This window comes from Micromonospora sp. B9E7 (assembly GCF_039871815.1).
Taxonomy (GTDB): domain Bacteria; phylum Actinomycetota; class Actinomycetes; order Mycobacteriales; family Micromonosporaceae; genus Micromonospora.
Map to the genome: position 1 here is coordinate 379,393 of NZ_JBDPLX010000001.1, position 23,842 is coordinate 403,234.

20 protein-coding genes are annotated in these 23,842 nt (G+C 69.1%); 11 read left to right on the top strand and 9 right to left on the bottom strand.

The window, feature by feature from the left end:
- Positions 1–6 precede the first annotated feature (6 nt).
- On the top strand, positions 7–972 hold the full coding sequence (locus ABGB10_RS01665; RefSeq protein ID WP_347659017.1) for a sugar ABC transporter permease: 966 nt from the start codon (positions 7–9) through the stop codon (positions 970–972).
- Positions 962–1,804 carry a carbohydrate ABC transporter permease gene (locus ABGB10_RS01670; protein ID WP_347659018.1) on the top strand — a complete coding sequence of 281 codons (843 nt, stop codon included), beginning with the start codon at positions 962–964 and terminating at the stop codon, positions 1,802–1,804. The genes ABGB10_RS01665 and ABGB10_RS01670 overlap by 11 nt, the downstream gene beginning before the upstream one ends.
- 54 nt (positions 1,805–1,858) lie before the next feature.
- Here the strand turns inward: ABGB10_RS01670 and ABGB10_RS01675 are convergent, their stop codons facing one another.
- Together ABGB10_RS01675 and ABGB10_RS01680 are read right to left on the bottom strand one after the other, a co-directional pair.
- Entirely contained in the window at positions 1,859–4,294 is a 2,436-nt protein-coding gene (locus ABGB10_RS01675; RefSeq protein WP_347659019.1) for a M48 family metalloprotease, read from the bottom strand.
- The gene (locus ABGB10_RS01680; protein WP_347659020.1) at positions 4,291–4,779 is read right to left on the bottom strand and encodes a hypothetical protein; all 489 of its coding nucleotides are present in this window, start codon (positions 4,777–4,779) and stop codon (positions 4,291–4,293) included. Before ABGB10_RS01680 ends, ABGB10_RS01675 begins: the two co-directional genes overlap by 4 nt.
- A gap of 241 nt (positions 4,780–5,020) precedes the next feature.
- On the opposite strand from ABGB10_RS01680, the gene ABGB10_RS01685 reads away from it, so the two are divergent.
- Positions 5,021–6,124 carry a glycoside hydrolase family protein gene (locus ABGB10_RS01685; protein ID WP_347659021.1) on the top strand — a complete coding sequence of 368 codons (1,104 nt, stop codon included), beginning with the start codon at positions 5,021–5,023 and terminating at the stop codon, positions 6,122–6,124.
- A gap of 1 nt (position 6,125) precedes the next feature.
- Here the strand turns inward: ABGB10_RS01685 and ABGB10_RS01690 are convergent, their stop codons facing one another.
- The 4 genes from ABGB10_RS01690 to ABGB10_RS01705 form a co-directional block, all read right to left on the bottom strand.
- Positions 6,126–7,019 carry an NAD(P)-dependent oxidoreductase gene (locus ABGB10_RS01690; RefSeq protein ID WP_347659022.1) on the bottom strand — a complete coding sequence of 298 codons (894 nt, stop codon included), beginning with the start codon at positions 7,017–7,019 and terminating at the stop codon, positions 6,126–6,128.
- 57 nt (positions 7,020–7,076) lie between these two features.
- The gene (locus ABGB10_RS01695; protein WP_347659023.1) at positions 7,077–9,038 is read right to left on the bottom strand and encodes a beta-propeller domain-containing protein; all 1,962 of its coding nucleotides are present in this window, start codon (positions 9,036–9,038) and stop codon (positions 7,077–7,079) included.
- Between the two features lie 137 nt (positions 9,039–9,175).
- Positions 9,176–10,666: a CoA-acylating methylmalonate-semialdehyde dehydrogenase gene (locus ABGB10_RS01700; RefSeq protein WP_347659024.1), complete on the bottom strand. Its 1,491-nt coding sequence runs from the start codon at positions 10,664–10,666 to the stop codon at positions 9,176–9,178.
- Positions 10,663–11,952 carry an aspartate aminotransferase family protein gene (locus tag ABGB10_RS01705; protein ID WP_347659025.1) on the bottom strand — a complete coding sequence of 430 codons (1,290 nt, stop codon included), beginning with the start codon at positions 11,950–11,952 and terminating at the stop codon, positions 10,663–10,665. Before ABGB10_RS01705 ends, ABGB10_RS01700 begins: the two co-directional genes overlap by 4 nt.
- 125 nt (positions 11,953–12,077) lie before the next feature.
- Here ABGB10_RS01705 and ABGB10_RS01710 point away from each other — a divergent pair, with 125 nt between their 5' ends.
- The 5 genes from ABGB10_RS01710 to ABGB10_RS01730 all read left to right on the top strand — a co-directional run bounded on the left by ABGB10_RS01710 (position 12,078) and on the right by ABGB10_RS01730 (position 18,723).
- A complete protein-coding gene (locus tag ABGB10_RS01710) occupies positions 12,078–13,682 on the top strand; it encodes a PucR family transcriptional regulator (RefSeq protein ID WP_347659026.1) in 1,605 nt (534 codons plus the stop codon).
- Between the two features lie 234 nt (positions 13,683–13,916).
- Complete coding sequence (locus tag ABGB10_RS01715; RefSeq protein ID WP_347659027.1) at positions 13,917–15,479, top strand: NCS1 family nucleobase:cation symporter-1; 1,563 nt, start codon at positions 13,917–13,919, stop codon at positions 15,477–15,479.
- Positions 15,476–16,318: a nitrilase-related carbon-nitrogen hydrolase gene (locus ABGB10_RS01720; RefSeq protein ID WP_347659028.1), complete on the top strand. Its 843-nt coding sequence runs from the start codon at positions 15,476–15,478 to the stop codon at positions 16,316–16,318. Before ABGB10_RS01715 ends, ABGB10_RS01720 begins: the two co-directional genes overlap by 4 nt.
- On the top strand, positions 16,315–17,718 hold the full coding sequence (gene hydA, locus ABGB10_RS01725; protein ID WP_347659029.1) for a dihydropyrimidinase: 1,404 nt from the start codon (positions 16,315–16,317) through the stop codon (positions 17,716–17,718). The genes ABGB10_RS01720 and hydA overlap by 4 nt, the downstream gene beginning before the upstream one ends.
- 12 nt (positions 17,719–17,730) lie before the next feature.
- Positions 17,731–18,723, top strand: a complete 993-nt coding sequence (locus ABGB10_RS01730; protein WP_347659030.1) for a TIGR03842 family LLM class F420-dependent oxidoreductase — start codon at positions 17,731–17,733, stop codon at positions 18,721–18,723.
- Positions 18,724–18,787: 64 nt separating this feature from the next.
- On the opposite strand, the gene ABGB10_RS01735 is transcribed toward ABGB10_RS01730, so the two are convergent.
- The gene (locus tag ABGB10_RS01735; protein WP_347659031.1) at positions 18,788–19,237 is read right to left on the bottom strand and encodes a VOC family protein; all 450 of its coding nucleotides are present in this window, start codon (positions 19,235–19,237) and stop codon (positions 18,788–18,790) included.
- A gap of 191 nt (positions 19,238–19,428) precedes the next feature.
- Here ABGB10_RS01735 and ABGB10_RS01740 point away from each other — a divergent pair, with 191 nt between their 5' ends.
- The gene (locus ABGB10_RS01740; protein ID WP_347659032.1) at positions 19,429–19,848 is read left to right on the top strand and encodes a PPOX class F420-dependent oxidoreductase; all 420 of its coding nucleotides are present in this window, start codon (positions 19,429–19,431) and stop codon (positions 19,846–19,848) included.
- Positions 19,849–19,923: 75 nt separating this feature from the next.
- On the opposite strand, the gene ABGB10_RS01745 is transcribed toward ABGB10_RS01740, so the two are convergent.
- Positions 19,924–20,424 (bottom strand): MerR family transcriptional regulator, encoded by a 501-nt coding sequence (locus tag ABGB10_RS01745; RefSeq protein ID WP_347659033.1) that lies wholly within the window; start codon positions 20,422–20,424, stop codon positions 19,924–19,926.
- A 42-nt stretch (positions 20,425–20,466) separates the two neighbouring features.
- Here ABGB10_RS01745 and ABGB10_RS01750 point away from each other — a divergent pair, with 42 nt between their 5' ends.
- The gene (locus tag ABGB10_RS01750; RefSeq protein WP_347659034.1) at positions 20,467–21,408 is read left to right on the top strand and encodes an oxidoreductase; all 942 of its coding nucleotides are present in this window, start codon (positions 20,467–20,469) and stop codon (positions 21,406–21,408) included.
- A 70-nt stretch (positions 21,409–21,478) separates the two neighbouring features.
- On the opposite strand, the gene ABGB10_RS01755 is transcribed toward ABGB10_RS01750, so the two are convergent.
- On the bottom strand, positions 21,479–22,363 hold the full coding sequence (locus ABGB10_RS01755; RefSeq protein ID WP_347659035.1) for a bile acid:sodium symporter family protein: 885 nt from the start codon (positions 22,361–22,363) through the stop codon (positions 21,479–21,481).
- 146 nt (positions 22,364–22,509) lie between these two features.
- Here ABGB10_RS01755 and ABGB10_RS01760 point away from each other — a divergent pair, with 146 nt between their 5' ends.
- The gene (locus ABGB10_RS01760) at positions 22,510–23,835 is read left to right on the top strand and encodes a glycoside hydrolase family 18 protein (RefSeq protein ID WP_347659036.1); all 1,326 of its coding nucleotides are present in this window, start codon (positions 22,510–22,512) and stop codon (positions 23,833–23,835) included.
- Positions 23,836–23,842 lie beyond the last annotated feature (7 nt).

Genomic DNA, 23,842 nt, shown 5'->3' on the forward strand with positions numbered 1-23,842 from the left:
TCAGCGATGCCGGTCCTCGTGGACGACGTGGCGGGCCGGGCCCAATCCCGGCCCGCCCCGGGCGGCGCAGCGGCGCCCCGACGACGCGGATGGTGGACGAGTCGCCGGCGTGACCAGTTGGCTGGCCTGCTCTTCGTGACACCGCAACTGGTGGGCACGGCCCTGTTCGTGCTGCTGCCGCTCGGCCTGGTGGTCTGGTACAGCCTGCACGAGTGGAACGTGCTCGCGGACACCTTCGACTTCGTCGGCACGGACAACTACCGCGAGTTGGTCGACGACCCGAAGCTGCCGGGCGTACTCCGGACCACGCTGTTCTTCTCCGTCGGCCTGGTCGTCTTCAACCTCGCGCTGGCCCTGCTGCTCGCCGTGCTGCTCAACCAACGGCTACGCGGCACCGTGGTGTTCCGGACGTTGTTCTTCTCCCCGGTGGTGGTCTCGCTCGTCGCCTGGACGATCGTCTGGGGTTTCCTGCTCCAGGACAACGGCGGCGTCAACGGGGTGGCGGGCGCGGTCGGCCTGGACGGCCCCAACTGGCTGCGCGGCGAGTGGACCGCGCTGCTGTCGGTGATCGTCGTCCAGGTGGTCAAGAACGTCGGCCTCAACATGGTGCTGTTCCTCGCCGCGTTGCAGGGCGTCCCGGCCGAGTTGTACGAGGCGGCCCGCGTCGAGGGAGCGAGCCGGTGGACCCAGTTCCGTCGGATCACCGTGCCGCTGATCAGCCCGACCATCCTGCTGACCTCGATCATCACCGTGGTCGGCGCACTGCAGGTCTTCGCCCAGATCGCGGTGCTCACCCAGGGCGGACCGGGCACCTCGACCACCGTGCTCGTCTACTACCTCTACCAGCAGGCGTTCCAGTTCCACCAGTTCGGCTACGGCTCGACGCTGTCGGTGCTGCTGTTTCTGATCGTGCTGACGCTGACCGTCGTGCAGTGGCGGATGCGCAGGAAGTGGGTCTTCCATGAACAATAGGCTGCCGTTGCGGGCCCGGGTGGCGATCTACGGGCTGATCTGCCTGCTGGCCGTGCCGTTCGTCTTCCCGACCTGGTGGATGGTCACCTCGTCGTTCAAACCGGTCGGTGACATCTTCGCGTTCCCCCCGTCGCTGATCCCCACCGACCTGAGCTTCTCGGCGTACCAGCGGGTGTTCGAACTGCAACCGTTCGCCCAGCAGTACGCCAACAGCGCGTACATCGCCGTGGTGGTCACCATCGGCACCCTCGCCGTGTCGTCGCTGGCCGGCTACGCGTTCGCGCGGATCCGGTTCCGAGGACAGCACGCGCTCTTCCTGGTGGTGCTGGTCGGCCTGCTGATCCCGAGCGAGGTGACCATCGTGCCGCTGTTCCAGATGTTCAACTCGGTCGGCCTGATCGACACCCACTGGCCGTTGATCCTGGTGCCGATGCTCGGCGCGCCGAGTGTGCTGGCCACCTTCATCATGCGGCAGTTCTTCGTCACCCTCCCCGGCGAGTTGGAGGAGGCGGCGCGGGTGGACGGCCTGGGACGGCTGGCGACCTTCTGGCGGATCGCGCTGCCCCTGGCCCGCCCAGCCCTCGGCGCGGTGGCGATCTTCACCTTCCTGCACAGTTGGAACCTGTACCTGGAACCGATCGTCTTCCTGTCCACCCCGGAGAAGTTCACCCTCCCGCAGGCGCTGACCCAGTTCGTCGACGCGTACGGCGGCCCGATGTGGGACGTACAACTCTCGGCGGCCTCGATGACCGCGCTGCCGGTCCTGGTCGTGTTCGTCATCGCGCAGCGGCAGTTCATCGAGGGCCTCGCCCACACCGGCCTGAAGGGGTGACCCCATCGGGCGTGTGTCCGCTGCTCGCCCGTGCATCCGACGATCGTGTCGCCGCTACCCGAAAGTGCGCCGGAGCCAGTCGTCGTGTGCCAGGGGCAGGATGAGCAGGCTCAGATAGACGGTGAACGCCGCGAGCAGGATCAGCAGCACCGTGGTGGCGACTGTCCCGAGCGCCCCGGTCTGCCGGGGGGTGGGGACGATCCGCGGCACTCGACGCCGGTAGGCAGCGCCGAGTGCCGCAGCCAGGATCATGACGGGTATCGCGAGGATGATGCCCTGCACGATGATCTCGTGGGCGACCCGGGAGAACGACTGGGCGTACACCACGCCGAAGCATCTCCTCGGCGCGGGCGAGAAGTCCCAGACGTTGACGTGGCAGGCGATCGGGTCGGTCACGAAGAAGATCACCAGAGTGGACAGCACCGCCGTCGTCGAGCCGGCCAGGGCCGCCAGTGCCGGCCGGTCCGGGCCGGGTCGGCCCACGATCACAGCCATCACGACCGCGACGGCGACTGCGGCGATGGTGACGCCCGCGGCATCGTAGATCGCGAAGAACGCCACGCCGTCGACCACCTCCTGCTGGCGAGCCCAGACCGGTAGCGCGGCCTTGGCCGCGAAGGGCAGCACGGCTCCGATCACCAGCACGCCGGCCGCACCGATGGCGCCGACGGTGAGCGCGGCCCCCAGCCTCAGCGGCTGGAGATCCGGTACTCCACGGTTCCGGCCCCTGCGGATGATCGCCGGAACGAGCCAGAGCACCGTCACGAAGAGCAGCGTGAACGGGTTGAACACCAACCGGAGCGCGGGGTCGAACCGCACATCCGCCCACCTCGCGATGCCGCTGTACCAGCCGATGTCCGCGCCGATCGCCGGAGGCTCACCCCAGCGGATGGCGAAGCCGCTCGGCACCGCGCTGGCGGGTAGCCAGACGGCGAAGAGGAGGCCGCCGAGGAGGGCCGCGACCGCCACCACGGTTGGCATGGCCCACGGCGCAGTTTCCGGCGCAATGAGCACGCCGCGGGCCGTCGACGTGATCCAGCCGGCGATCAGCACGCCGGCCGTCATCAACAGCAGCGTCGAGACGACCCAGGCCGACGGGCCGACCAGGCCACCCGGCACCTGCACGGTCGCGGCCACCTGAAGGGACAGGAACGAGCCGGCGCCACACCCGGCGGCGAGCACGACAGGACCGACCAGCCAGGTCAGCGCCGACGGCACCCGGGCGGGATCTCTCGCGACGGCCCGCCAGATCGCCACCGCGAGCAACGCGACGGCGACCACACCGACGAGGAAGCCAACCGCCGCGAGCGCCAGTCGAGGATCGCTCAACACGTTGATGCCCACCAGGAAGCCGGCGTTGGCGCAGACCAGCCCGGTCGCGATGCCGACGCCTGCCAGCTCCCACAGACCGACGGTGGACAGCAACCGGTGGTCTGCCACGGTGGCGAGCCGCCGACGCGGATGCGGGTGGGTGCCCCACCTGCTCCACCAGTACCGGGACGTCGGCAGGCGCTCCAGGACGGATCGCAGTGCGTCCCCGCTGCCCTGTGTTGCGGCAGCGACGTCGGCGTGGGTCTCGCGCACGCGCAGGATCGCGTTGCGGGTCAGGTAGACCACGGCGGTCAGCACCAGCAGTGAGCCGAGGCGGTAGACGGTCGGGCCCGGATCCTCCACGAGTTGGACGTCGCGCCAGTGCCAGTCGAGCGGCGTGCGGAACAGCTCAGGGTGCACGGCCAGGACAAGGTAGGGCAGGAGCGCGACGGCGACGAACGATCGCCAGATGCCGATGGTCAGGTAGGTCCGATCCACGTCCTCATGACGCAGGTGTGCCAGCTCGTGCAGCACCACCGCCCGAAAGGCGGGCCGGTCAGTGGTGTGGAGCAGCAGCAGCCCGGCGTCGAGTTGCACGTATCGGTGCCAGGGCAGGCCGAATGCCTGGCCACCGGTGGTACGGGCGAAGGGCGCGAAGCGCCAGTCCGGTGGGGTGCCGAGGCCGATCTCGCGGCTGAGCTGCTCCAGCTCACCCCACAACCGCGGTGAGGTGCTCTCGGACAACCGCTTCAACCTGCGTCGACGCACGATCCACCAGGGGTGCGACAGGTACGACGCCAGCGCCACAGCAATCAGCAGGGCGACGCCGCCGGCGACGAAGGCCACCTGGTCGACGAGCACGGGGGTGAGGCACTCGCTCAGCCGGCGGTGCGCGGCGTCCGACCTCTGGGCGTCCTCCTCGGTGACGATCGGGGTGTCGGACCAACCGGGTGCTGCCGATCGCTCCGCCTCACACAACTCGATGGCGGTCGACAGACGGTGCAGCCGGTCCGGAAGAAACGTGTAGACACTCAGGAAGGCGAACCCGCTGGTGGCCAGGACGACCGCGGCCAGAAGCGCGAACCGGAGGGTGGACGCCGCCGGTGTGGCAATCGGACGGGCCGGTCGGGGCATGGCCGACCCGGCCCCGTCGTGCCGGGGAGCGGCAGTCCAGGTCACGCCGGCCCACCACCGACCTGACCTTGGCCTACCACCGCGTCGGCGATGAGCTTCGCCTGGTCGGCGGGGACGCCACCCTGACGGGCCACGCGCTCAACGATTCGGCGGACCTCCCTCCACTGCTCGGCGGTCAGCGTCAGCGGCGCAGTCTCGTCGGGGGCGGGATTCGGACGACGACCGATTCCGAACAGGCGTCGAATGCCGTCGGCCGTCGCCTTCACGCCCTTCAACGCCGCTTCGGTGGCCACGTACCGGACCACCTCGCTCATCGCGGCCAGGAGAGCTGGCGTCACGATCACAGCGAGCTCGGGCAGCCCGAACGCGAGCGGCCCGCCGACAGCGCCGTTACGGGCGAAGGCTTTCGGATCGGCAAAATAGGCCGCGCTCAGCAGCGGGAACAGTTCGTCTCGCTCGGCTGGTGAGAACTCCCGCACCAACGGCCACACGAGATCACGTAGCAGGGCCTCATCCGGGTCAGCGCTCATGAGATCCTTCCCGACCCCGGCGATCATCGATCCGGGCAGCGTCGAGCATAGTGGACGCGGTCTATCACTGACGGTGACCGGAAGGCGATCGAAGCACCGGGCGGGCGTTCCGCTCGGTGCTCGCGCCGACGAAACCGTTATCCCCGTACGGCCGGCAAGTCTCCTGAGGGGAGGAGTTGGTGGCGATCAACCACCACCTCATCGCTCGTCAGCAGTGCGACCACGTGAAGGAGTGGAATCGATGCGCGCAACCGGCCAGGGTGAAGCGGACGCCGCGAGGGGAAACCGGGGTGCCCACGCGGAACCCCGACGCGGGTTGCTCGGCCGCCTTCCGCTCGGTGCGCGACGTCTGCTGTGGCCGCTCGTCGTGGCCGCCGTGGTCGCCGTACTGGTGACCGGTGTGATCGTCGTGGTGCAGCCGACCGGGCCGACGCCCGTCCCGGCGGCGACGCAGGCGCTCGACGCGCCGCCGCCCACCGGCCCGGAGCCCGGCACACCCACCGCGACCCCGCCCACCGGCACGGCGAGCCCGACGGCAGTGACTCCCTCGGCGACGCCGACGACGAAGCCGACAACGGGGCGTCCGGTCGTCCCGGCGGCACCGACGGTGACCTCGAAGCGCAAGGGTGTCGGGGTGTGGACCTTTGACGGCGTCAACCAGGCGCTGGCGAACTCCGGGGCGAGTTGGTACTACACCTGGGACGTGGCGCACCAGGGCGTCTCCAGCCCTAAGGGCGCCGAGTTCGTCCCGATGATCTGGGGGGCGAAGAGCGTCACCGCCACCAACCTGCAACAGGCCAAGAAGAACGGCAACTACCTGCTCGGGTTCAACGAGCCGGACCTGAAGGGCCAGGCGGAGATGACCGTCGAGCAGGCGTTGGACCTGTGGCCGCAGTTGCAGGCCACCGGCCTTCCGTTGGGCAGCCCGGCGGTGGCCTGGGGCGGTGACCGGCCCGGCGAGTGGCTCGACCGCTTCATGGCCGGCGCGAAGCAGCGCGGCTACCGCGTCGACTTCATCGCCCTGCACTGGTACGGCGGCGACTTCACCGCCGCCAACGCGGTCAACCAACTCAAGTCGTACCTGCAGGCCGTGCACGACCGGTACAAGCTGCCGATCTGGCTCACCGAGTTCGCCCTGATCGACTTCTCCAACGGCGTCCGCTTCCCCAGCCAGGCGCAGCAGGCCGCGTTCCTCACCGCGGCGACGCGGATGCTGGGCGGGCTGTCCTGGCTACAGCGGTACGCGTGGTTCGGCCTGCCCGCCACGGACAAGGACCAGACCGGGCTGTTCCGTACCGGCAGCGAGGCGACCGCCGTCGGCCGCGCCTACCAGGCGGCGCGCTGACCTACAGCACGTCGACGTGGTCCCGCCAGGAGTGCTGCGGCTCGTAGCCCAGCACCCGGCGGGCCTTGTCGATGCTGAGCAGGGTCTCGTGCTCGCCGAGTTCCTTACGGATCTCGACGCCCGGGTAGACCTCGGCCATCAGGCTGGCGCTGGACCTGCTCATCACGGTGTCGGCGTTGGCGATGACGAAGACGTCCGCGCCGGGCTGGTCGTGGACGAGCGCCCGCTCGACCGCCTGCGCGCCGTCGCGGGCGTCGATGTAGCCCCACAAATTCCACCGGCGCAGCGACGGGTCGGCGTCGAACGAGGGGAACGGGGCGTAGTCCTCGACGTCCATCACGTTGGAGAACCGCAGACCCACCATGACCAGCTCCGGATCCCAGCGGCAGAAGTGCCGGGCCATCTCCTCCTCGAGTGCCTTGTTCAGGGAGTACGTCGACTCGGGGCGCGGCGCGTACTCCTCGTCGACGGGCGCGTACGGCGGCGGGGTGTCGAACGGCAACCCGAGCACCGTCTCGCTCGACGCCCAGACGACCCGCTTGATCCCGGCCGCCCGGGCCGCGGCGAACACGTTGTACGTCGCGGCGGAGTTGTTCGCGAAGGTGGTCGCGTTCGACATCAGGCCGGGTGCCGGCACCGCCGCCAGGTGCACGATCGCGTCGACCCCACCGGCGTGTTCGTCGGCGCCCCCGGTGAACGCCTCCACCACCTGCCCGTAGTCGGTCAGGTCGACCAGCAGGAACTCGCCGTCCACGTCGCGCGGGTCGCGGCCACCGGCCCGGTCCACCGCCAGCACGTCGACGCCCACGGCGCGCAGGTGCGCGACCACGGCACGGCCGAGTTTGCCGGTGGCACCGGTGACGACGACGCGCCTGGGGAGTGCGGATTCGCTCATGCTGACATCTTCTCCGGCGAGGCGCGACGCCCCGGACGCGGGTCCGGACACCGCCGTTCACGCCGTGGGCAGCCAGCCGAGGGTCTTCATCGTGGAGAGGCTGGTCGCCTTGAGACCTTCGGCGGAGACGGTCCAGAGCACTCCGTCGACCACCAGTGACCGGCGGATCGGCGTCAGACCCTCGGGACCTCCCGTGTCCGGCGTGTGGTCGACCGTGCCGACCTCGGTGAACCCGCCGTCGCCGGCTCGCAGGGCCACAGCCACGTTGCTCGGCCGGCCCGTGCCGTGGACGGTCAGTGGGACCACGACCAGGCGTTCTGCCGGCCAGTAGAGGAACGCGTGCGGGTCGAACTCCGCCTCGGAGTGCCCCTGCCTGACGTGATACTGGGCGACCCGGGTCGGCTTGGCCGGGGAGGAGACGTCGAAGAGCGAGAGCTGGGTGCCCTGGATACGGCCCTGGCCGGACGCCTCCTGCCCGACACCGAGCAGCCGTCCTTCGCCGGCCGGATGCAGATACGCCGAATACCCGTTGATCTTCAGTTCGCCGGTCACCTTCGGCGCCCCCGGATCACGCAGATCGACGGTGTAGAGCGGGTCGGTCTGCCGGAAGGTGACGACGTACCCGGTGCCACCGACGAACCGTACCGCGTATATCCGTTCCCCCTTGCCCAGCCCGGCGACCTTTCCGACCTGGGTCAGCGCCGTGCCGTCGGCACGCAGGACATACACGCTGGACGTTGAGTTCGGCCTGTCGCCCCAGGTACGGCCACTGGTGGTGGCCACTCTCAAATGCCCGTCCCACTCGGACATGGCGTACTGGTTGACGAGCCAGCCCGGTACGGACGCGGCGGCGACGTACCGCGGGGCACCGGTGCCAGTGATGTCGAACTGGTAGATCTCGGTGGTCTCGTCCCTGGGATCCGGTGCGATGTTCCGCGAGGTCAGAATCGGCAGCACCCGCCAGCGCTGATCGTTGGCGACGTACAGCCGGGGTCCGTTGCTGTAGACGGTGTCGCCGTCGGCGATCACGGTGACCGGGTCGCCAGCACCGAGCGCGGCCGCACCGAGGTCGAAGCTGAGCACGGTCACCAGCGACGTGCCGGAGTAGACGGCCGGCCGGCTCACCCGTTCGCAGCCGACCCGTCCGGCGCTGGTTCGCCCGCCGGAGGTGACCTCGTACCGGGGCAGCCAGTCGTCGGCGGTGGCGTTGTCGATGATCTCGCGGTTGGCGGTGGTGCGCTGCTCGTCGGTGGCCCGTTCCCGATGCGGGAAGTTCAGTCGGGGCGCGGAGCGGACCACGACCCGGACCGTTGTCCCGACCTGGCGGGCGTCCACCAGATCGCCGTCGATCCGGTATTCGCCGATGATCTTCGGCTGGCCGGACAGGTCGACCATGATCAGCTGAGGGCCGACGATGCCGTCCGGCGCCGGGGCGTCCACGACCCGCCCTCCCTCGGGGACGGCCGGTTTCGCCCTCCCGGCCCACCCGTCGCGGCGCAGCACCAGTGCCCGGTCACCGTGCAGCAGCAGGGCGTCCTCGGCCCCGCCGAACTGATCGGCGCCTGGTGCCAGTTCCAGCTCTCCGGTCAGCCGGCGGGTGGCCGGGTCGACCACGTACAGCGTGCCGTGCTGCACGGTGACGATCCGCCTGCCGTCGGTCTTGACCAGGTCCGGTTCATCGGCCCCGGCCTCGTGTGTGTTGGTGCCGGAGTAACCGGGGGCGGCGGCTTTGGACGCCGTATCCGCCGCCCCCGCCACGGCGGGCGCCGCAACCCGTTCGGCGCTACCGAGGGAACGCGCGTCCCCGCTCAACCCGAACCCCCAGGGCCCGACGTACGCCCGGGCAGCCGCCTTCAGCTGCCGCAGCGCCTCCGGGCAGGAGTCGAACGCGACGAGCCGGAATCCCCCGGCCGGCACTCCCCGGTCACGCGGCGGCGCGGGGACCGGCTCCGCCGTACAACCGGTGACCAGCGCCAGGCCGGCGACCAGGGCCAGTCCGATGACGCGAGCTGGAGTCATCACTCGGACGGCGCCGTTGGCGGCCGTTGGCTGGGGTACGTGGGCGCTGCTACGCGTCATGCCCCCTACGACGTGGCTGCCCCGGGCTGGGTTCCCGGCATCTCCCGCGCCACCCCGGAGGTGAGTTGACGAGCTGCTCAGTTGTTCTGTGGGAAGCCGAGGTTCACACCGCCGTGCGACGGATCGAGCCACCTGCTGGTGACGACCTTGGCCCTGGTGAAAAAGTGCACGCCTTGCGGCCCGTACGCGTGCGAGTCACCGAACAGCGAGTCCTTCCAACCCCCGAACGAGTAGTACGAGACCGGAACCGGGATCGCCACGTTGACGCCGACCATGCCGACCTCGATCTCACTCTGGTACCGCCGTGCGGCGCCACCGTCGTTGGTGAAGATGGCGGTGCCGTTCCCGTACGGGTTGGCGTTCACCACGTCGACCGCCGCGTCGTAGCTGGGGACCCGCACCACCGAGAGCACCGGACCGAAGATCTCGTCCGTGTAGATGGACATGTCCACGTCCACGTGGTCGAAGAGTGTCGGCCCCAGCCAGAAGCCGGCGTCGTCACCGTCGATCGAATGGCCGCGGCCGTCGACCACCAGCTTCGCGCCCGCGGACCGGCCGGCTTCCAGATACGACCGCACCCTGTCCCGGTGCGCCCCGGTGACCAGCGGTCCCATCTCACAGCCCAGGCGGCGACCGTCGCCGACATGCACTCCGGCGATCCGCTCGCTGATCTTGCCGACCAGCTCATCGCCGACCGGATCCACCGCCACGACGACGGAGATCGCCATGCAGCGCTCACCGGCCGAGCCGAATCCGGCCGAGACGGCCGCGTCCGCGGCGAGGTCGAGGTCGGCGTCGGGCAGCACGACCATGTGGTTCTTCGCGCCGCCGAGCGCCTGCACCCGCTTGCCGGCACGCGTTCCGGTTTCGTAGACGTACCGGGCAATCGGCGTCGACCCGACGAACGAGACCGCCTTGACCTCCGGATGCTCAAGGATCCGGTCGACCGCCTCCTTGTCGCCGTGCACGACGTTGAACACGCCATCCGGTAGCCCGGCCTCGGCGAAGAGCTCCGCCAGGAAGTTCGCCGCGGACGGGTCCTTCTCGCTCGGCTTCAGCACCACGGTGTTGCCGCAGGCGATGGCGTTGGGCACGAACCACAGCGGCACCATCGCCGGGAAGTTGAACGGGGAGATCACCCCGACCACGCCGAGCGGCTGCTGGATCGAGTACACGTCGACCTTGGTCGAGGCGTTCTCGCTGAACCCGCCCTTGAGCAACTGCGGGATGCCGCAGGCGAACTCCACCGCCTCCAGCGCACGCTGTATCTCGCCCGCCGCGTCGGAGAGCACCTTGCCGTGCTCGGCGGTAATGATCTCGGCGAGGTCGGACTTCCGGGCGTTGAGCAGTTCACGGAACGCGAACATCACGTTCGCGCGTTGGGCGAGCGAGGCGTTGCGCCACCGGGAGAAGGCTTCCCGGGCGGCGGTGACCGCCTCGTCGACGTCCGAGGCGTTGGCGAAATCGACCTGCCCGCCGACCCGGCCCGTCGCGGGGTCGTACACGTCACCCGTGCGCTGGGCGATGCCGTTCCATGCCTTGCCGCCGATCCAGTGCGTGATCCTCATGCCGACACCGCCTCGATCGCCTCGGCGAGGATGCCCAGCGCCTCGTCGGCCTCGTCCTCGGTGAGCGTCATCGGCGGCGCCAGCCGGATCACGTTGCCGTGCAGGCCGCCCTTGCCGACCAGCAGTCCGCGACTGCGCGCCTCCTCCAGAAGGGCGGTTGCGGCCGCGGGGTTCGGTTCGCCGGCCGGGCCGACGAGCTCGAGGGCGAGCATCAGACCCTTGCCGCGTACGTCGCCGACCACCGGATGCGTCGCGGCGACCGAGCGAAGGCCATGGATCAGGCGGTTTCCCAGCTTTGCGGCGTTCGCCTGCAGGTCGTGGTCGAGGAGGTAGTTGAGGGTGGCGAGGGCCCCCGCGGTGGAGATCGGGTTGCCACCGAAGGTGGAGATCGAGTTGGCCCGCAGGCAGTCCATGAGTTCGGCACGCGCGACGACCCCGCCGATCGCCAGACCATTGCCGAGTCCTTTGGCGAAGGTCATCGCGTCCGGCACGACGCCGTGCGCCTGGATGCCCCAGAAGTGCTCGCCGGTACGGCCCCAACCGGTCTGGACCTCGTCGGAGACGAGCAGGATGCCGTACTCGTCGAGCACCTTCTTGAACTCGCGGAACAGGCCGTCGGGCGGGGAGGCGAACCCGCCCACGCCCTGGATCGGCTCGACGATCATGCACGCCACGTCGCCGGCGGTCGCGGTCTCGATCACCTCGCGCAGGTCGGCGACGCACGCCTTGACGTAATCGGCGTCCGACAGGTCCTTGAAGGGGCTGCGGTACCGGTAGCCACCGTGCACCCAGCTCACCTTGATCGGGCTGAGCTCACTGGCCGACCAGCCGCGGATGCCGGTGATCGCGACCGTGGCGAACGCGCGCCCGTGGTACGAGTTGCGCAGCGCGAGCACCTGCCCGCTGCGCCGGTACTGCGTGGCGAGCATCAACGCGGTCTCGTTGGCCTCCGTACCCGAGTTCGTGAAGAACACCTTCGCGTCCGGGATCCCGGACAGCTGCGCGATCTTCTCGGCGAGCTCGACCTGCGACTCGATCAGGTACAGCGTCGAGGAGTGCAGCACGCCGGTGTCGATCTGCGAGCGGACCGCGTCGCTGATCTCGGCCACGTCGTAGCCGACCGAGTTGGTGAGAATGCCGCCGAAGAAGTCGAGGTACGTGCGGCCCTCGCGATCGGTCACCCGGCGACCGCGCGCGCTGGCGATCTCGATCGGCTCCTCGTAGTAGAGGGCCAGCCACTTCGGCAGCACGGACCGGTGTCGATGCAGCAACTCCCGATGCGCCATCGCGTCCTCCGTTTCTCGTACCTCAGCCGAGTGTCCCGAGACTTCAGTGCTCGCCGCCACCGACAACCTGTACGGGTCGGCATTGATGGCGCTACGTTGTGTGCATTCCCCGCACGGGAGGGCGCATGTACCCGACGGTCGCCGAAGCCATAGCGCTGCCCGTAATCCGGCGCGGTCGGCCACGCGTCGTCGCGGGGTCCGTCGGCATGCAGCGGCCCGTCCGGTGGGTTCATGCGGCGGAGGTCGCCGACATCGCACATCTGCTGCGCGGCGGCGAGCTCGTGCTGACCACCGGCATCGCGCTGCCGGACGAGGAAGCGGCACTGACGGCGTACATGGACGACCTGGCCGCGGTCGGCGTGGCGGGGCTCGTGGTGGAGTTGGTCCGGCGCTGGAGCGACCACGTGCCGGACGCGCTGGTGGCGGCTGCGGAACGACACCGGCTGCCATTGATCACGCTGGCGCGGGAGACCCAGTTCGTGTCCGTCACGGAGGCGGTCGTGGCGTTGATCGTGGACGCGCAGCTCGCCGAGCTGCGGGCGGCTGAGCAGGTGCACGAGACGTTCACCGCGCTCACCGTCGCCGGGGCGGAGCCGGCCGAGGTGTTGCGCGAGGTCGCGAGGATCTCCGGGCTGCCGGTCGTCCTGGAGACGCTGGGGCACGACGTGCTCGCGTACGACACGGCCGGGCAGGACCCGATCGAGCTGCTGACCGACTGGGGGCAGCGATCCCGCTCCGTGGCGGTGTCCCAACGGACCGCCTACGACGAGGAAGCCGGCTGGCTCATCACCGCGGTCGGCGCGCAGGGCGCCGACTGGGGACGGCTGGTTCTGCTCTCGCCAGCCCCTCCCCCGCACAGGCACGTGGTGGTCGCGGAGCGGGCCGCGTCGGCACTGGCGGTGCACCGGCTGGTGGCGCGGGATCGGGAGAGCCTGGAGCGGCAGACGCACCGGATGCTGCTCGCGCAACTGCTCGGCCAGGCCCTGCCTCCTCCCGATCTGACCACCCGGGCGGCCGCGTTGGGCGTTGCGCTGGAGCGGCGGAAACTGGTCGGGGTGGCGATCCGACCGGGGAGCATCACGCCGCGCGCCCCCGCACTAGCCACGCAGGAGGTGTTGCGGGACCTCGCGGAGGCCACCGCGTTGGCCGCGCGACGGGCGAGTGTGCCGGCACTGGTGGGCGTCGTGGACGACACCAGCGTGCGCGCGTTGTTGTCGTTGCCAGCGCAGGCGGAGGTCGATGCGATCCTGCGGCGCCTGGCCAGAGAAGTTCACCGCTCGGCGGCCAGTGCCGTGGTGGTGGCCGTCGGCACGACGGTGTCGCAGCTGTCCGATGTGCGGCGCAGCCTTGGCGAGGCCGCACACGTCGCCGGTGCCGCGCTACGCTCCCCCGGCGTCCAGGTCTACCACCGCCTGGACGACGTGCGACTGCGTGGCCTGCTGCACCTGCTGCGCGAGGACGAGCGCGTCCGGGCCTTCGCTCACCGGGAGCTCGGACCCCTGTTGGCGCGCGACGACAGCCAGGGCAGCCGGCTCGTGGAGCTACTGCGCTGCTTCTGCGAGCAGGGCGGGAACAAGTCGGCGGCGGCCGGCGCCGCGCACCTGTCACGTACGGCCTACTACCAGCAGCTGTCGCGGATCGCGCAGGTGCTCGGGGTGTCGCTGGAGGACCCGGAATCGATGTTGTCGTTGTACGTGGCGCTGCTGGTGCACGAACTCGACGACGCGTGACGGGTCAAGGGCAGAAGGCCCGAATCCATCCACCGAGGCGATTGACAGCTCCGCGCGGGCATGCTTGTGGACAGAGTGTGCCCCGATCATGGCAAGCGTGGACACTTTGCCGCTGCCCGTAGCGGGTCCGGCACACCCACCATTCCGAGATAAAGATCGTGCTGATCCGCCCCCACCCGCAGCACGCGCCGGTTGGACGGCCACTGTTGCGGCAGCGTGACAGGGAGGTGACCGATGGCCGTTGAACCCCTGCCCCCCGCCGAGACCACCGCGGTCGAGCCGGGCACACAGATCACCCATCCGGATGGCCGAGTCGAGTTGCGTGACTTCTCGACGATCGCTGACAGCCGCTACTTCAACGAAGAACTCGCCCCGGTGCCGATCGAGAAGCGCACCTGGACCACGTACAACTTCGCGGCGCTGTGGATCGGCATGGCGCACAACATCCCCACCTACCTGCTCGCCGCCGGGCTCATCCAGCTCGGCATGAACTGGGTGCAGGCGTTCCTCACGATCACGCTGGGCAATCTGCTCGTCCTGATCCCGATGCTGTTGAACAGCCACGCGGGCACGAAGTACGGCATCCCCTTCCCGGTGTTCGCCCGCGCGTTCTACGGAGTCCGCGGCGCGAACCTTCCGGCCCTGCTCCGCGCGTTCATCGCGTGCGGCTGGTTCGGCATCCAGACCTGGATCGGCGGCGAGGCGATCTACGCGATCGCCGGTAAGCTGCTCGGCTCCTGGTGGGTCGATGCGGCGACGGTGATGGACTACCCGTGGACGCTGTGGGCCTCCTTCTTCCTGTTCTGGGCGATCGAGATGGCGATCATCTGGCGGGGCATGGACACCCTGCGGCGCTTCGAGAACTGGGCCGCACCGTTCGTCATCGTGGTCGCCGTCGCCCTGCTGATCTGGGTGCTGGTCGAGGCGGGCGGGCTCGGCCCGATCCTGTCCGAGCCGTCGAAGGTGGGTTGGGGCGCCGACTTCTGGAAGCTGTTCGCGCCGTCATTGATGGGGATGATCGCCTTCTGGGCGACGCTGTCGCTGAACATCCCCGACTTCACCCGGTTCGGCGGCAGTCAGCGGCAGCAGGCGTACGGCCAGATCCTCGGCCTGCCGACCACGATGTCGTTCTTCGCCATCCTGTCGATCATGATCACCTCGGGGACGGCCGTGATCTACGGTGAGGCGATCTGGGACCCCATCCAGCTCGCGGCCAAGTTCGAGAACCCGCTGGTCGTCGCACTCGGCCTGTTCACCGTCGTGGTCGCCACGCTGTCGGTGAACGTCGCGGCGAACACGGTCAGCCCGGCGTACGACTTCTCCAACGCCGCACCCCGACTGGTGAACTTCCGGACCGGCGGCCTGATCACCGGCGTGCTCGGCATCCTGATCCAGCCGTGGCGCCTGGTGCAGGACCCCAATATCTACATCTTCGTCTGGCTCGGGTTCTACGGCGGCCTGCTCGGCGCGGTCGCCGGCGTACTCATCGCCGGGTACTGGATCCGACACCGCACCAGGCTCCAACTGCCGGCCCTCTACCGCCCTGAGGGCAGGTACTGGTTCTCCGGCGGATGGAACTGGCCCGCCGTCGTCGCCACCGTCGTCGGCGCGGTCCTCGCGGTGGGTGGCGCCTACTCCGCACCCGGCACGGGGCCGTTCCCGTCCGACGGGCTCATTCCGTTCCTCAAGCCGCTCTACGACTACAGCTGGGTGGTCGGTCTGGTCGCCGGGTTCCTCGTCTACCTGGCGTTGTCGATGCCGCGCACCGCGCACACGCACGGGAAGGGGAAGCAATGAGCAACATCATCCGAGCCGGGCTGGTGCAGCAGAAGTGGACCGGCGACAAGGAGTCGATGATCGCAGGAGCGGTCGAGGCCATCCGCAGCGCTGCCTCGCAGGGCGCACAGGTGGTCTGCCTGCAGGAGTTGTTCTACGGCCCGTACTTCTGCCAGATCCAGGACGCTGACTACTACTCGTACACCGAGGCCATCCCGGACGGGCCGACGACCGCGCTCATGCGCGAGGTCGCCGAGCAGTACGGCGTGGTGCTGATCGTGCCGATGTACGAGCAGGAGCAGCCCGGTGTCTACTACAACACCGCAGCGGTGATCGACGCCGACGGCACCTACCTCGGCAAGCATCGCAAGAACCACATTCCGCAGGTGAAGGGGTTCTGGGAGAAGTTCTACTTCCGGCCGGGGAACCTCGGCTATCCGGTGTTCGACACCGCCGTGGGACGCATCGGCGTCTACATCTGCTACGAGCGGCACTTCCCCGAGGGCTGGCGGGCGCTCGGCCTGGCCGGCGCGAAGATCGTGTTCAACCCGTCGGCGACCAGCCGCGGCCTGTCGGAGTACCTGTGGCGGCTGGAGCAGCCCGCGGCGGCGGTCGCCAACGAGTACTACGTCGGCGCGATCAACCGGGTCGGCGTGGAACCGTTGGGCGACAACGACTTCTACGGCCAGTCGTACTTCGTGGACCCGCGCGGGCAACTGGTCGGCGAGGCGGCGTCGGACACCGAGGAGGAGGTCGTCGTCCGCGACCTGGACATGGACAAGCTGGCCGAGGTCCGTGACCTGTGGGCCTTCTACCGCGACCGCCGTCCCGACACGTACGAAGCGCTGGTGACGCCGTGAGCATCGTCATCCGCAACGGAACAGTCGTCAACGCCACCGGGGCGTACCCGGCGGACGTGCTGGTCGAGGGCGAGCGGATCGCTGCGCTCGCCGCGCCCGACTCGGGTCTGGCGCAGCAGTGGGCGTCCGGTGCCGAGCGCGTGATCGACGCCGCCGGGAAGTACGTGGTGCCGGGCGGTATCGACGGCCACACCCACATGGAGATGCCGTTCGGTGGCACGTTCTCGGCGGACGATTTCGAGACCGGGACAGTCGCGGCAGCCTGGGGCGGCACGACGACCATCGTCGACTTCGCCGTGCAGGGCAAGGGCACGTCGGTGCTGTCCGCGCTGGACAAGTGGCACAGCAAGGCCGACGGCAAGTGCGCGATCGACTACGGGTTCCACATGATCATCTCGGACGTCAACGACACGTCTCTGAAGGAGATGGAGGCCTGCATCGACGCGGGCGTCAACACGTTCAAGATGTTCATGGCCTATCCGGGCGTCTTCTACGCCACCGACGGGGAGATCCTGCGGGCGATGCAGAAGGCCCGGAACACCGGGTCGATGATCATGATGCACGCGGAGAACGGCATCGCCATCGACCAGCTCGTCCTCCAGGCGCTGGCCAACGGTCAGACCGACCCGGTGCAGCACGGCCTGACCCGGCCGCCCGAGCTGGAGGGCGAGGCGACCTCGCGGGCGATCGCGCTGGCCAAGGTCACCGGCGCGCCGCTGTACATCGTGCACCTCTCCGCCGCGCACGCCCTGGACGCGGTCACCCAGGCCCGCGACACCGGGCAGAACGTGTTCGCCGAGACCTGCCCGCAGTACCTGTTCCTGTCGCTGGAGGATCTGGCCAAGCCCGACTTCGAGGGCGCGAAGTACGTCGCCTCTCCCCCGTTGCGCCCCAGGGAGCACCAGGCGGAACTGTGGCGGGGCCTGCGCACCAACGACCTGTCGCTGGTGTCCACCGACCACTGCCCCTTCTGCTTCAAGGACCAGAAGGAACTGGGCCGGGGAGACTTCTCCAAGATCCCGAACGGGATGCCGGGCGTCGAGCACCGGATGGACCTGCTCTATCAGGGCGTCGTGAAAGGCGAGATCACCCTGGCGCGCTGGGTGGAGATCAGCTCGACCACGCCCGCCCGGATGTTCGGCCTCTACCCGCGTAAGGGCGTCATCGCGCCGGGCGCCGACGCGGACATCACGGTGTACGACCCCACGGCCCAGCAGACCATCTCGGCCAGCACCCACCACATGAACGTGGACTACTCCGCGTACGAGGGCATGGAGCTGACCGGAAAGGTCTGCACCGTGCTGTCCCGTGGTCGGGTCGTGGTCGACGACAACGCCTTCCACGGCGCGGCCGGGCACGGCAGGTTCCTGAAGCGCGATCTCAGTCAGTACCTGGTGTGAAGAGGAGAAGCGATGGACTTCGGTGTCGTACTCCAGACCGACCCGCCGGCACGCGACGTCGTTGCCGGCCTCACCGCCGCCGAGGACAACGGGTTCCGCTACGGGTGGACATTCGACTCCTGCGTGCTGTGGCAGGAGCCGTTCGTCATCTACTCGCAGGTCCTCGCCGCAACCAAGCACCTCATCGTCGGGCCGATGGTGACCAACCCGAGCACCCGCGACTGGTCGGTCACCGCGTCGCTCTTCGCCACGCTCAACGACATGTTCGGCAACCGCACGGTGTGCGGAATCGGCCGCGGCGACTCGGCCCGGCGGGTCATCGGCCAGCCGCCGGCGAGCCTGGCCACGCTGAAAGAAGCGATGCACGTGATCAAGGAGCTGGCCGAAGGCAACGAGGTCGAACACCACGGCACGCCGGTGCGTATCCCGTGGGTGCGTGACGGCAGGCTGGAGATCTGGATGGCCGCCTACGGCCCGAAAGCGCTGCGGCTGGTCGGTGAGCAGGCCGACGGCTTCATCCTGCAGACGGCCGATCCCGACATCGCCCGCTGGACGATCGGCTCGGTACGCGATGCGGCCACCGCGGCAGGTCGAGATCCCGACTCGATCACGATGTGCGTGGCCGCGCCGGCTTACGTCGGCACCAATCTCGCGCACCAACGGGATCAGCTGCGCTGGTTCGGCGGCATGGTCGGCAACCACGTGGCCGACCTGCTCGCCCGCTACGGTGATTCCGGGGTCGTGCCGAAGGCGCTCACCGACTACATCGAGGGGCGCGAGGGCTACGACTACGCACACCACGGCCGCGCCGGCAATCCGTCCACCGACTTCGTGCCCGATGAGATCGTCGACCGGTTCTGCCTCGTCGGCCCCGAGTCAGCCCATGTCGACCGACTGCAGGAGCTCAAGGAGATCGGGGTGCACAACTTCGCCCTCTACCTCATGCATGACGACAAGGAGAAGACCCTCTCCTCGTACGGCAAGAACGTCATCACGCAGGTCTGATCCGGAGCACCGACGGGTGCCGAGTCGATCTCGTACCCGGGTGCGACGGTGCCTGCCGTCAGGCTCAGGCAGTGGCTGCCCGACCCATTTCGGTGAGGATTCCGGTCCCCTGACCGAGCTCGATCAGGTAGCCGTCCGGATCACGCAGGTAGCACCGGATCTCGACGCCATGGTCCTTCGGCTCGGTCAGGAACTCCCCACCCCGTGACCGCCACTGCTCGTAGACCGCCCGGACGTCGGTGACCCGGACGTTCATCGCGCTGCTGAGCGTCCGCGAATCCGGCGGCGCCTGCGCCTGCACGCCCGGCTTGTCATCGGTCGGACCACCCTCGTCGTTGATCACGATGTAGCTGTTGTGGAACTGCAGGATCGCCGGCTGGCGTTCCCGCACCACCGTCGCCCCCATCACCCGCTGGTAGAACTCCCGTGAACGGTCCACATCCCGCACGATCAGCAGGTGCGTGAGCACCAGCCCAGCCTCCGGCCGGAAGTAGTCGGGCGCCTCGCTCGCCATCACGCCTCCCCCGCGTCCAATCGTCGCGGGGTACCCGGATGCGCCGCAGGCACACCCGCTCGACCGCTGCTCACCCCAGCCGGGCCGACGACGGCCGCCCCACTGTCCCGCCACGATCCTCATCCACCGGCGATCGGGCGGGCACCTGCGTAACGTGCAGGGGTAACCCCCTGACGCGAAGAGGAGACTTCATGTCCAAGCCACCGCTCCCCGAGGCCGCGGTCGCCATGCTGCAGAAGCCGAACCCGGCGGTCATGACCACCCTTCGCAACGGTGGTCAGCCGGTGTCCGCCGCCACCTGGTACCTGTGGGAGGACGGTCGGATCCTGGTGAACATGGACGAGAGCCGCCGCCGGCTGGAGCACGTCCGCAACGACCCGCGGGTGTCGCTCACCGTGCTCGACGAGGCCGGCTGGTACACCCACGTCAGCATCATCGGGCACGTCGCCGAGCTGCGCCCCGACGCGGACTTCACCGACATCGACCGGTTGTCCCGGCACTACACAGGCAACGCGTATCCCCGGCGTGATCGTGGTCGGGTCAGTGCCCTCATCGAGATCGACCGCTGGCACGGCTGGGGCTCGCTCAAGGACAACGACCAGGTCGGCTGACGGAGGTCGACCAGCGGAACCGCCAACTGCCACCTCCGCCGCGACGCACCCCGGGCCGCATTCGGCCCGGGGGCGTCACGTCGTGACCCCAGCCTCCGCCCAGGCCCGCAGGTAGTCCTTGATCGCCCGACGGTTGCGCTGCAACACGTCGATGCGCCGCTCGATGCTGACGAGCTGGCGTCGCAGCCCGTCCAGGTCCTTGGGGGCCGGGCACTGGCCGGGATCCGGCCGCTGTGCCTCGGGCCCCAGGCACGGCAGGACCTCGCGGATCATCTCTGTCGTCAGGCCCGCTTCGAGAAGCTCGCGGATCTGCAGCACGCGATCGACGGCCGGCTCCCCGTACGTCCGATAGCCGTTGCTGGATCGGAACGGGTGCAGGATGCCGACCTCTTCGTAGTAGCGCAGTAGCCGCGGTGCGACCCCGTCCGCGCTGCCAGGTCTCCGATCTTCACCGACGCCCCCAGTCCTGTGGGTGATCGGAAACGACGGGTCTCGTTTCCGCTTGACCTTCACATTAGTGGCAAGGTTTACCGTTTCCCAGTTCGCGGCCGGCCCGCTCAGGCCGGTCCACGTCACGACGAGGACGAGGGTGACGACGTTTCCATGACAGGTCCCACGATGAACCGCAGTACGTCCGCCGCGCCCGGGTGGACCACCGACCGTATGGCCAGCCAGAAGGGGCGCACCTTCGTGGTCACCGGGGCCACCAGCGGCCTCGGTCTGGTCACCGCACGAGAGTTGGCCGCACATGGAGGGCGGGTGCTGCTGGCAGTGCGCGACGTCACCCGTGGCGAGACGGTCGCGTCGTCGCTGCGACGGGCCAATCCCGGCGCGCAGGTCGAGGTACACCAGGTCGACCTACTGGACCTCGACTCGATCCGTCGGGCCGCCGAGCAGATCGGGCAGGAGGCAGCCGTCGACGTTCTGATCAACAACGCGGGGATTTCGGCGGTCGGTCACTCCGTCACTCCGCAGGGTGCCGAACATCACCTGATGGCCAATCATCTCGGCCACTTCGCGCTGACCGCGTTGCTCGAACCGGCGTTGCGTCGGTCGACCGCGCCCCGAGTCGTCACGGTGACGTCCTACCTGCACGCGAAGGGCGTTCTCGATCTGGACGACATCGGTTGGCGACGGCGGAAGTACGCGCCACTGGCCGCCTATTCGGCCTCCAAGCTGGCGAACGCCGTCTTCGGAGTGGAACTCGCTCGACGTGAGCAGACGTCGCCGAGGCCGATCACGAGCGTCCTCGCCCACCCGGGCTACAGCAACACACCCATGCAGCGGAAGGGAACCGGACTGATGGGCGTCGCCATGCGCGTCTCCGGCAGGCTCTTCGCCCAGGGCGTGGAGATGGGGGCACTCCCTCAGCTCTTCGCGGCAACCGAGACCGAGCTGGCGCCCGCGGCCTACGTCGGCCCGGATGGCAAGGGTGGGCGATCCGGCTACCCGCACCTCGCGACGTTGTCGTCAGAGGCACAGGACCGAACACTCGGACGTCGGCTCTGGGAGCGCTCGGAGGAGATCACCGGTGTTCGGTGGCCCGGTGCGCCACGCTGACGGCCGCGCCACGAGAGTCGGACAGCTGGCCCGGTCAGCCGTACGGCTGACCGGGCCAGCACCACGCCCGTCAGGGCGTCGACGTCGCGGTGGACCGGGCGCCGACCCGGGTCACCAGGTAGCCGAAGGCCGCCGCGGTGAAGAACATGACGATGCCGTAGACGGCTCCCGGGATCGCCATCTGGGTGCTGTCGAGCAGCGCCGGGCTGAGCGCGATCGTGATGGCCAGGGTGCTGTTGTGGATGCCGATCTCGAATCCGGCAGCCGTCGCGGCGCTCCGGTCGACTCCGGCGAGTCGCGGCACCCCGTACCCGATGGCGAGGCTCAGCAGGTTGAACGCGAGCACCGCCAGGCCCACCGCGACGAAGTAGTCGGCGATGTTCTCCCGTTCACCGAGCACCGCGCCGGCGATGACGGCGACGAGCACGACGACGGAGAGGATCCGGACCGGGCGGTTCAGGCGCTCGGCGACGTGTGGCGCCCGGGCGCGGATCAGCATGCCGATCGCGACCGGGACGAGCACGATGGCGAAGACCTGGAGCACCTTGTCGAACTGCAGCCCGAGGCTCCGTCCGTCGGGCAGGAAGTACGCCGCCGACAGGTTGACCAGGATCGGCAGGGTGAACACGGCGAGCACCGAGTTGATCGCGGTCAGGGTGATGTTCAGGGCGACGTGCCCACCGAAGAGGTGACTGTAGAGGTTGGCCGTGGTGCCGCCCGGTGATGCGGCCAGCAGCATCATGCCGACGGCCAGTTCCGGTGCCAGGTCGAAGGCGAGGACGAGGCAGAAGCAGATCGCCGGCAGCACCAGCACCTGACACACCAGGGCGATGACGGCGGCCCGCGGGTGCTGGGCCACCCGGCGGAAGTCCGCGATGGTCAGTCCGAGACCCAGACCGAGCATGATGACGCCGAGGGCGATGGGCAGTCCGATCAAAGTCAAGGCGGAGTCCATGGCACAACATCGTTACCACCGGGTAACGCCGTCACAATCCCCCATGTGGCTGGACGGCTCTTGACCGTGGACGGTGACCGGCTTAACTTCATCGATCAGATAAGTCTCTTAACTAATTCTGCTTGATGTCTCGTGGGAGTGTGCCGATGCGACCATTCCGTCACCGCCGTCTCACCGCCGTCGTCACCCTGGCGACCCTGCTGATCACCGCCGCCCCGCCCACCGCCGCCAGCGCGGGCGACAAACAGCAGCGCCGCACCGGCTACCACCGGGTCGGTTACTTCACCCAGTGGGGCATCTACGGCCGGGCGTTCCCGGTGAAGAAGCTCGACACCTCCGGGGCGGCGAGCCGCCTCACCCACCTCAACTACGCCTTCGGCAACGTCAGCGAGGACGGCCGCTGCTACGTCGACGGTGGGCCGGGCGAGGGCGACGCCTGGGCCGACTACCAGCGACCCGTGCCCGCCGAGGAGAGCGTGGACGGCGTCGCCGACGCCCCGGGCCAGGCGCTCAACGGCAACTTCAACCAGCTCGCCAAGCTGAAGGCCAAGCACCCCGATCTCCAGGTTCTGATCTCGCTCGGCGGCTGGAGCTGGTCGACGTACTTCTCGAACGCCGCCCGCACCGACGCCTCCCGCAAGGCGTTCGTCGCCTCCTGCATCGACCTCTACCTGAAGGGCGATCTCCCCGGCAGCCCGGGTGCCGGGGCCGGCGTCTTCGACGGCATCGACCTCGACTGGGAGTGGCCCAACTGGGAGGGTGAGCCCGGCAACGTCATCCGCCCGGAGGACCGGGAGAACTTCACCAAGCTGCTCGCCGAGTTCCGCCGGCAGCTCGACGCGTACGGGCGCACGACCCGCGCGCACCACCCGCTGACCGCGTTCCTGCCGGCCAGCCCGGCCACCATGGACGCCGGCTACGAGGGTCGCAAGATCTTCAAGTACCTGGACTTCGCCACCGTGCAGGGGTACGACTTCCACGGCGGCTGGGACGCGAAGGCCAACCAGCAGTCGGCGCTCCGCGTCCCGGCGGGCGCCCCGGACAACCCGGACTTCTCCGTCGAGGTGGCCATCGACGGGTGGATCGACCGTGGCGCGCCGCGCGACAAGCTGGTGCTCGGCATCCCGTACTACGGTCGCGGCTGGACCGGCATCACCGGCGGCGGCAACGGCCTGTTCCAGCCGGCCACCGGGCCCGCGCCGGCCACCTTCGAGGCCGGGTACGAGGACTACAAGAAGCTCAAGACCCTGGCCGGTAACGGCTACACCGTGCACCGCGACCTGCGCGCCGGGCACGCCTGGCTGTTCGACGGTACGACGTTGTGGACGTACGACGATCCGGCTGTCGTGTTGCAGAAGACGCTCTACATCCGACGGGCCGGTCTGGCCGGCGCCATGATCTGGTCGCTCGACGGCGACGACGACAACGCCACGCTGACCAAGACGATCGGCCTCGGCCTGACCACCTGGTAGCCGTCGA

Excerpts from the sequence above, each read along its gene's own strand:
- ABGB10_RS01665 (WP_347659017.1), top strand. The coding sequence starts at position 7 with ATGCCGGTCCTCGTGGACGACGTGGCGGGCCGGGCCCAATCCCGGCCC.
- ABGB10_RS01670 (WP_347659018.1), top strand. The coding sequence starts at position 962 with ATGAACAATAGGCTGCCGTTGCGGGCCCGGGTGGCGATCTACGGGCTG.
- ABGB10_RS01680 (WP_347659020.1), bottom strand. The coding sequence starts at position 4,779 with ATGAGCGCTGACCCGGATGAGGCCCTGCTACGTGATCTCGTGTGGCCG.
- ABGB10_RS01685 (WP_347659021.1), top strand. The coding sequence starts at position 5,021 with ATGCGCGCAACCGGCCAGGGTGAAGCGGACGCCGCGAGGGGAAACCGG.
- ABGB10_RS01690 (WP_347659022.1), bottom strand. The coding sequence starts at position 7,019 with ATGAGCGAATCCGCACTCCCCAGGCGCGTCGTCGTCACCGGTGCCACC.
- ABGB10_RS01695 (WP_347659023.1), bottom strand. The coding sequence starts at position 9,038 with ATGACTCCAGCTCGCGTCATCGGACTGGCCCTGGTCGCCGGCCTGGCG.
- ABGB10_RS01700 (WP_347659024.1), bottom strand. The coding sequence starts at position 10,666 with ATGAGGATCACGCACTGGATCGGCGGCAAGGCATGGAACGGCATCGCC.
- ABGB10_RS01705 (WP_347659025.1), bottom strand. The coding sequence starts at position 11,952 with ATGGCGCATCGGGAGTTGCTGCATCGACACCGGTCCGTGCTGCCGAAG.
- ABGB10_RS01710 (WP_347659026.1), top strand. The coding sequence starts at position 12,078 with ATGTACCCGACGGTCGCCGAAGCCATAGCGCTGCCCGTAATCCGGCGC.
- ABGB10_RS01715 (WP_347659027.1), top strand. The coding sequence starts at position 13,917 with ATGGCCGTTGAACCCCTGCCCCCCGCCGAGACCACCGCGGTCGAGCCG.
- ABGB10_RS01720 (WP_347659028.1), top strand. The coding sequence starts at position 15,476 with ATGAGCAACATCATCCGAGCCGGGCTGGTGCAGCAGAAGTGGACCGGC.
- ABGB10_RS01730 (WP_347659030.1), top strand. The coding sequence starts at position 17,731 with ATGGACTTCGGTGTCGTACTCCAGACCGACCCGCCGGCACGCGACGTC.
- ABGB10_RS01735 (WP_347659031.1), bottom strand. The coding sequence starts at position 19,237 with ATGGCGAGCGAGGCGCCCGACTACTTCCGGCCGGAGGCTGGGCTGGTG.
- ABGB10_RS01740 (WP_347659032.1), top strand. The coding sequence starts at position 19,429 with ATGTCCAAGCCACCGCTCCCCGAGGCCGCGGTCGCCATGCTGCAGAAG.
- ABGB10_RS01750 (WP_347659034.1), top strand. The coding sequence starts at position 20,467 with ATGAACCGCAGTACGTCCGCCGCGCCCGGGTGGACCACCGACCGTATG.
- ABGB10_RS01755 (WP_347659035.1), bottom strand. The coding sequence starts at position 22,363 with ATGGACTCCGCCTTGACTTTGATCGGACTGCCCATCGCCCTCGGCGTC.
- ABGB10_RS01760 (WP_347659036.1), top strand. The coding sequence starts at position 22,510 with ATGCGACCATTCCGTCACCGCCGTCTCACCGCCGTCGTCACCCTGGCG.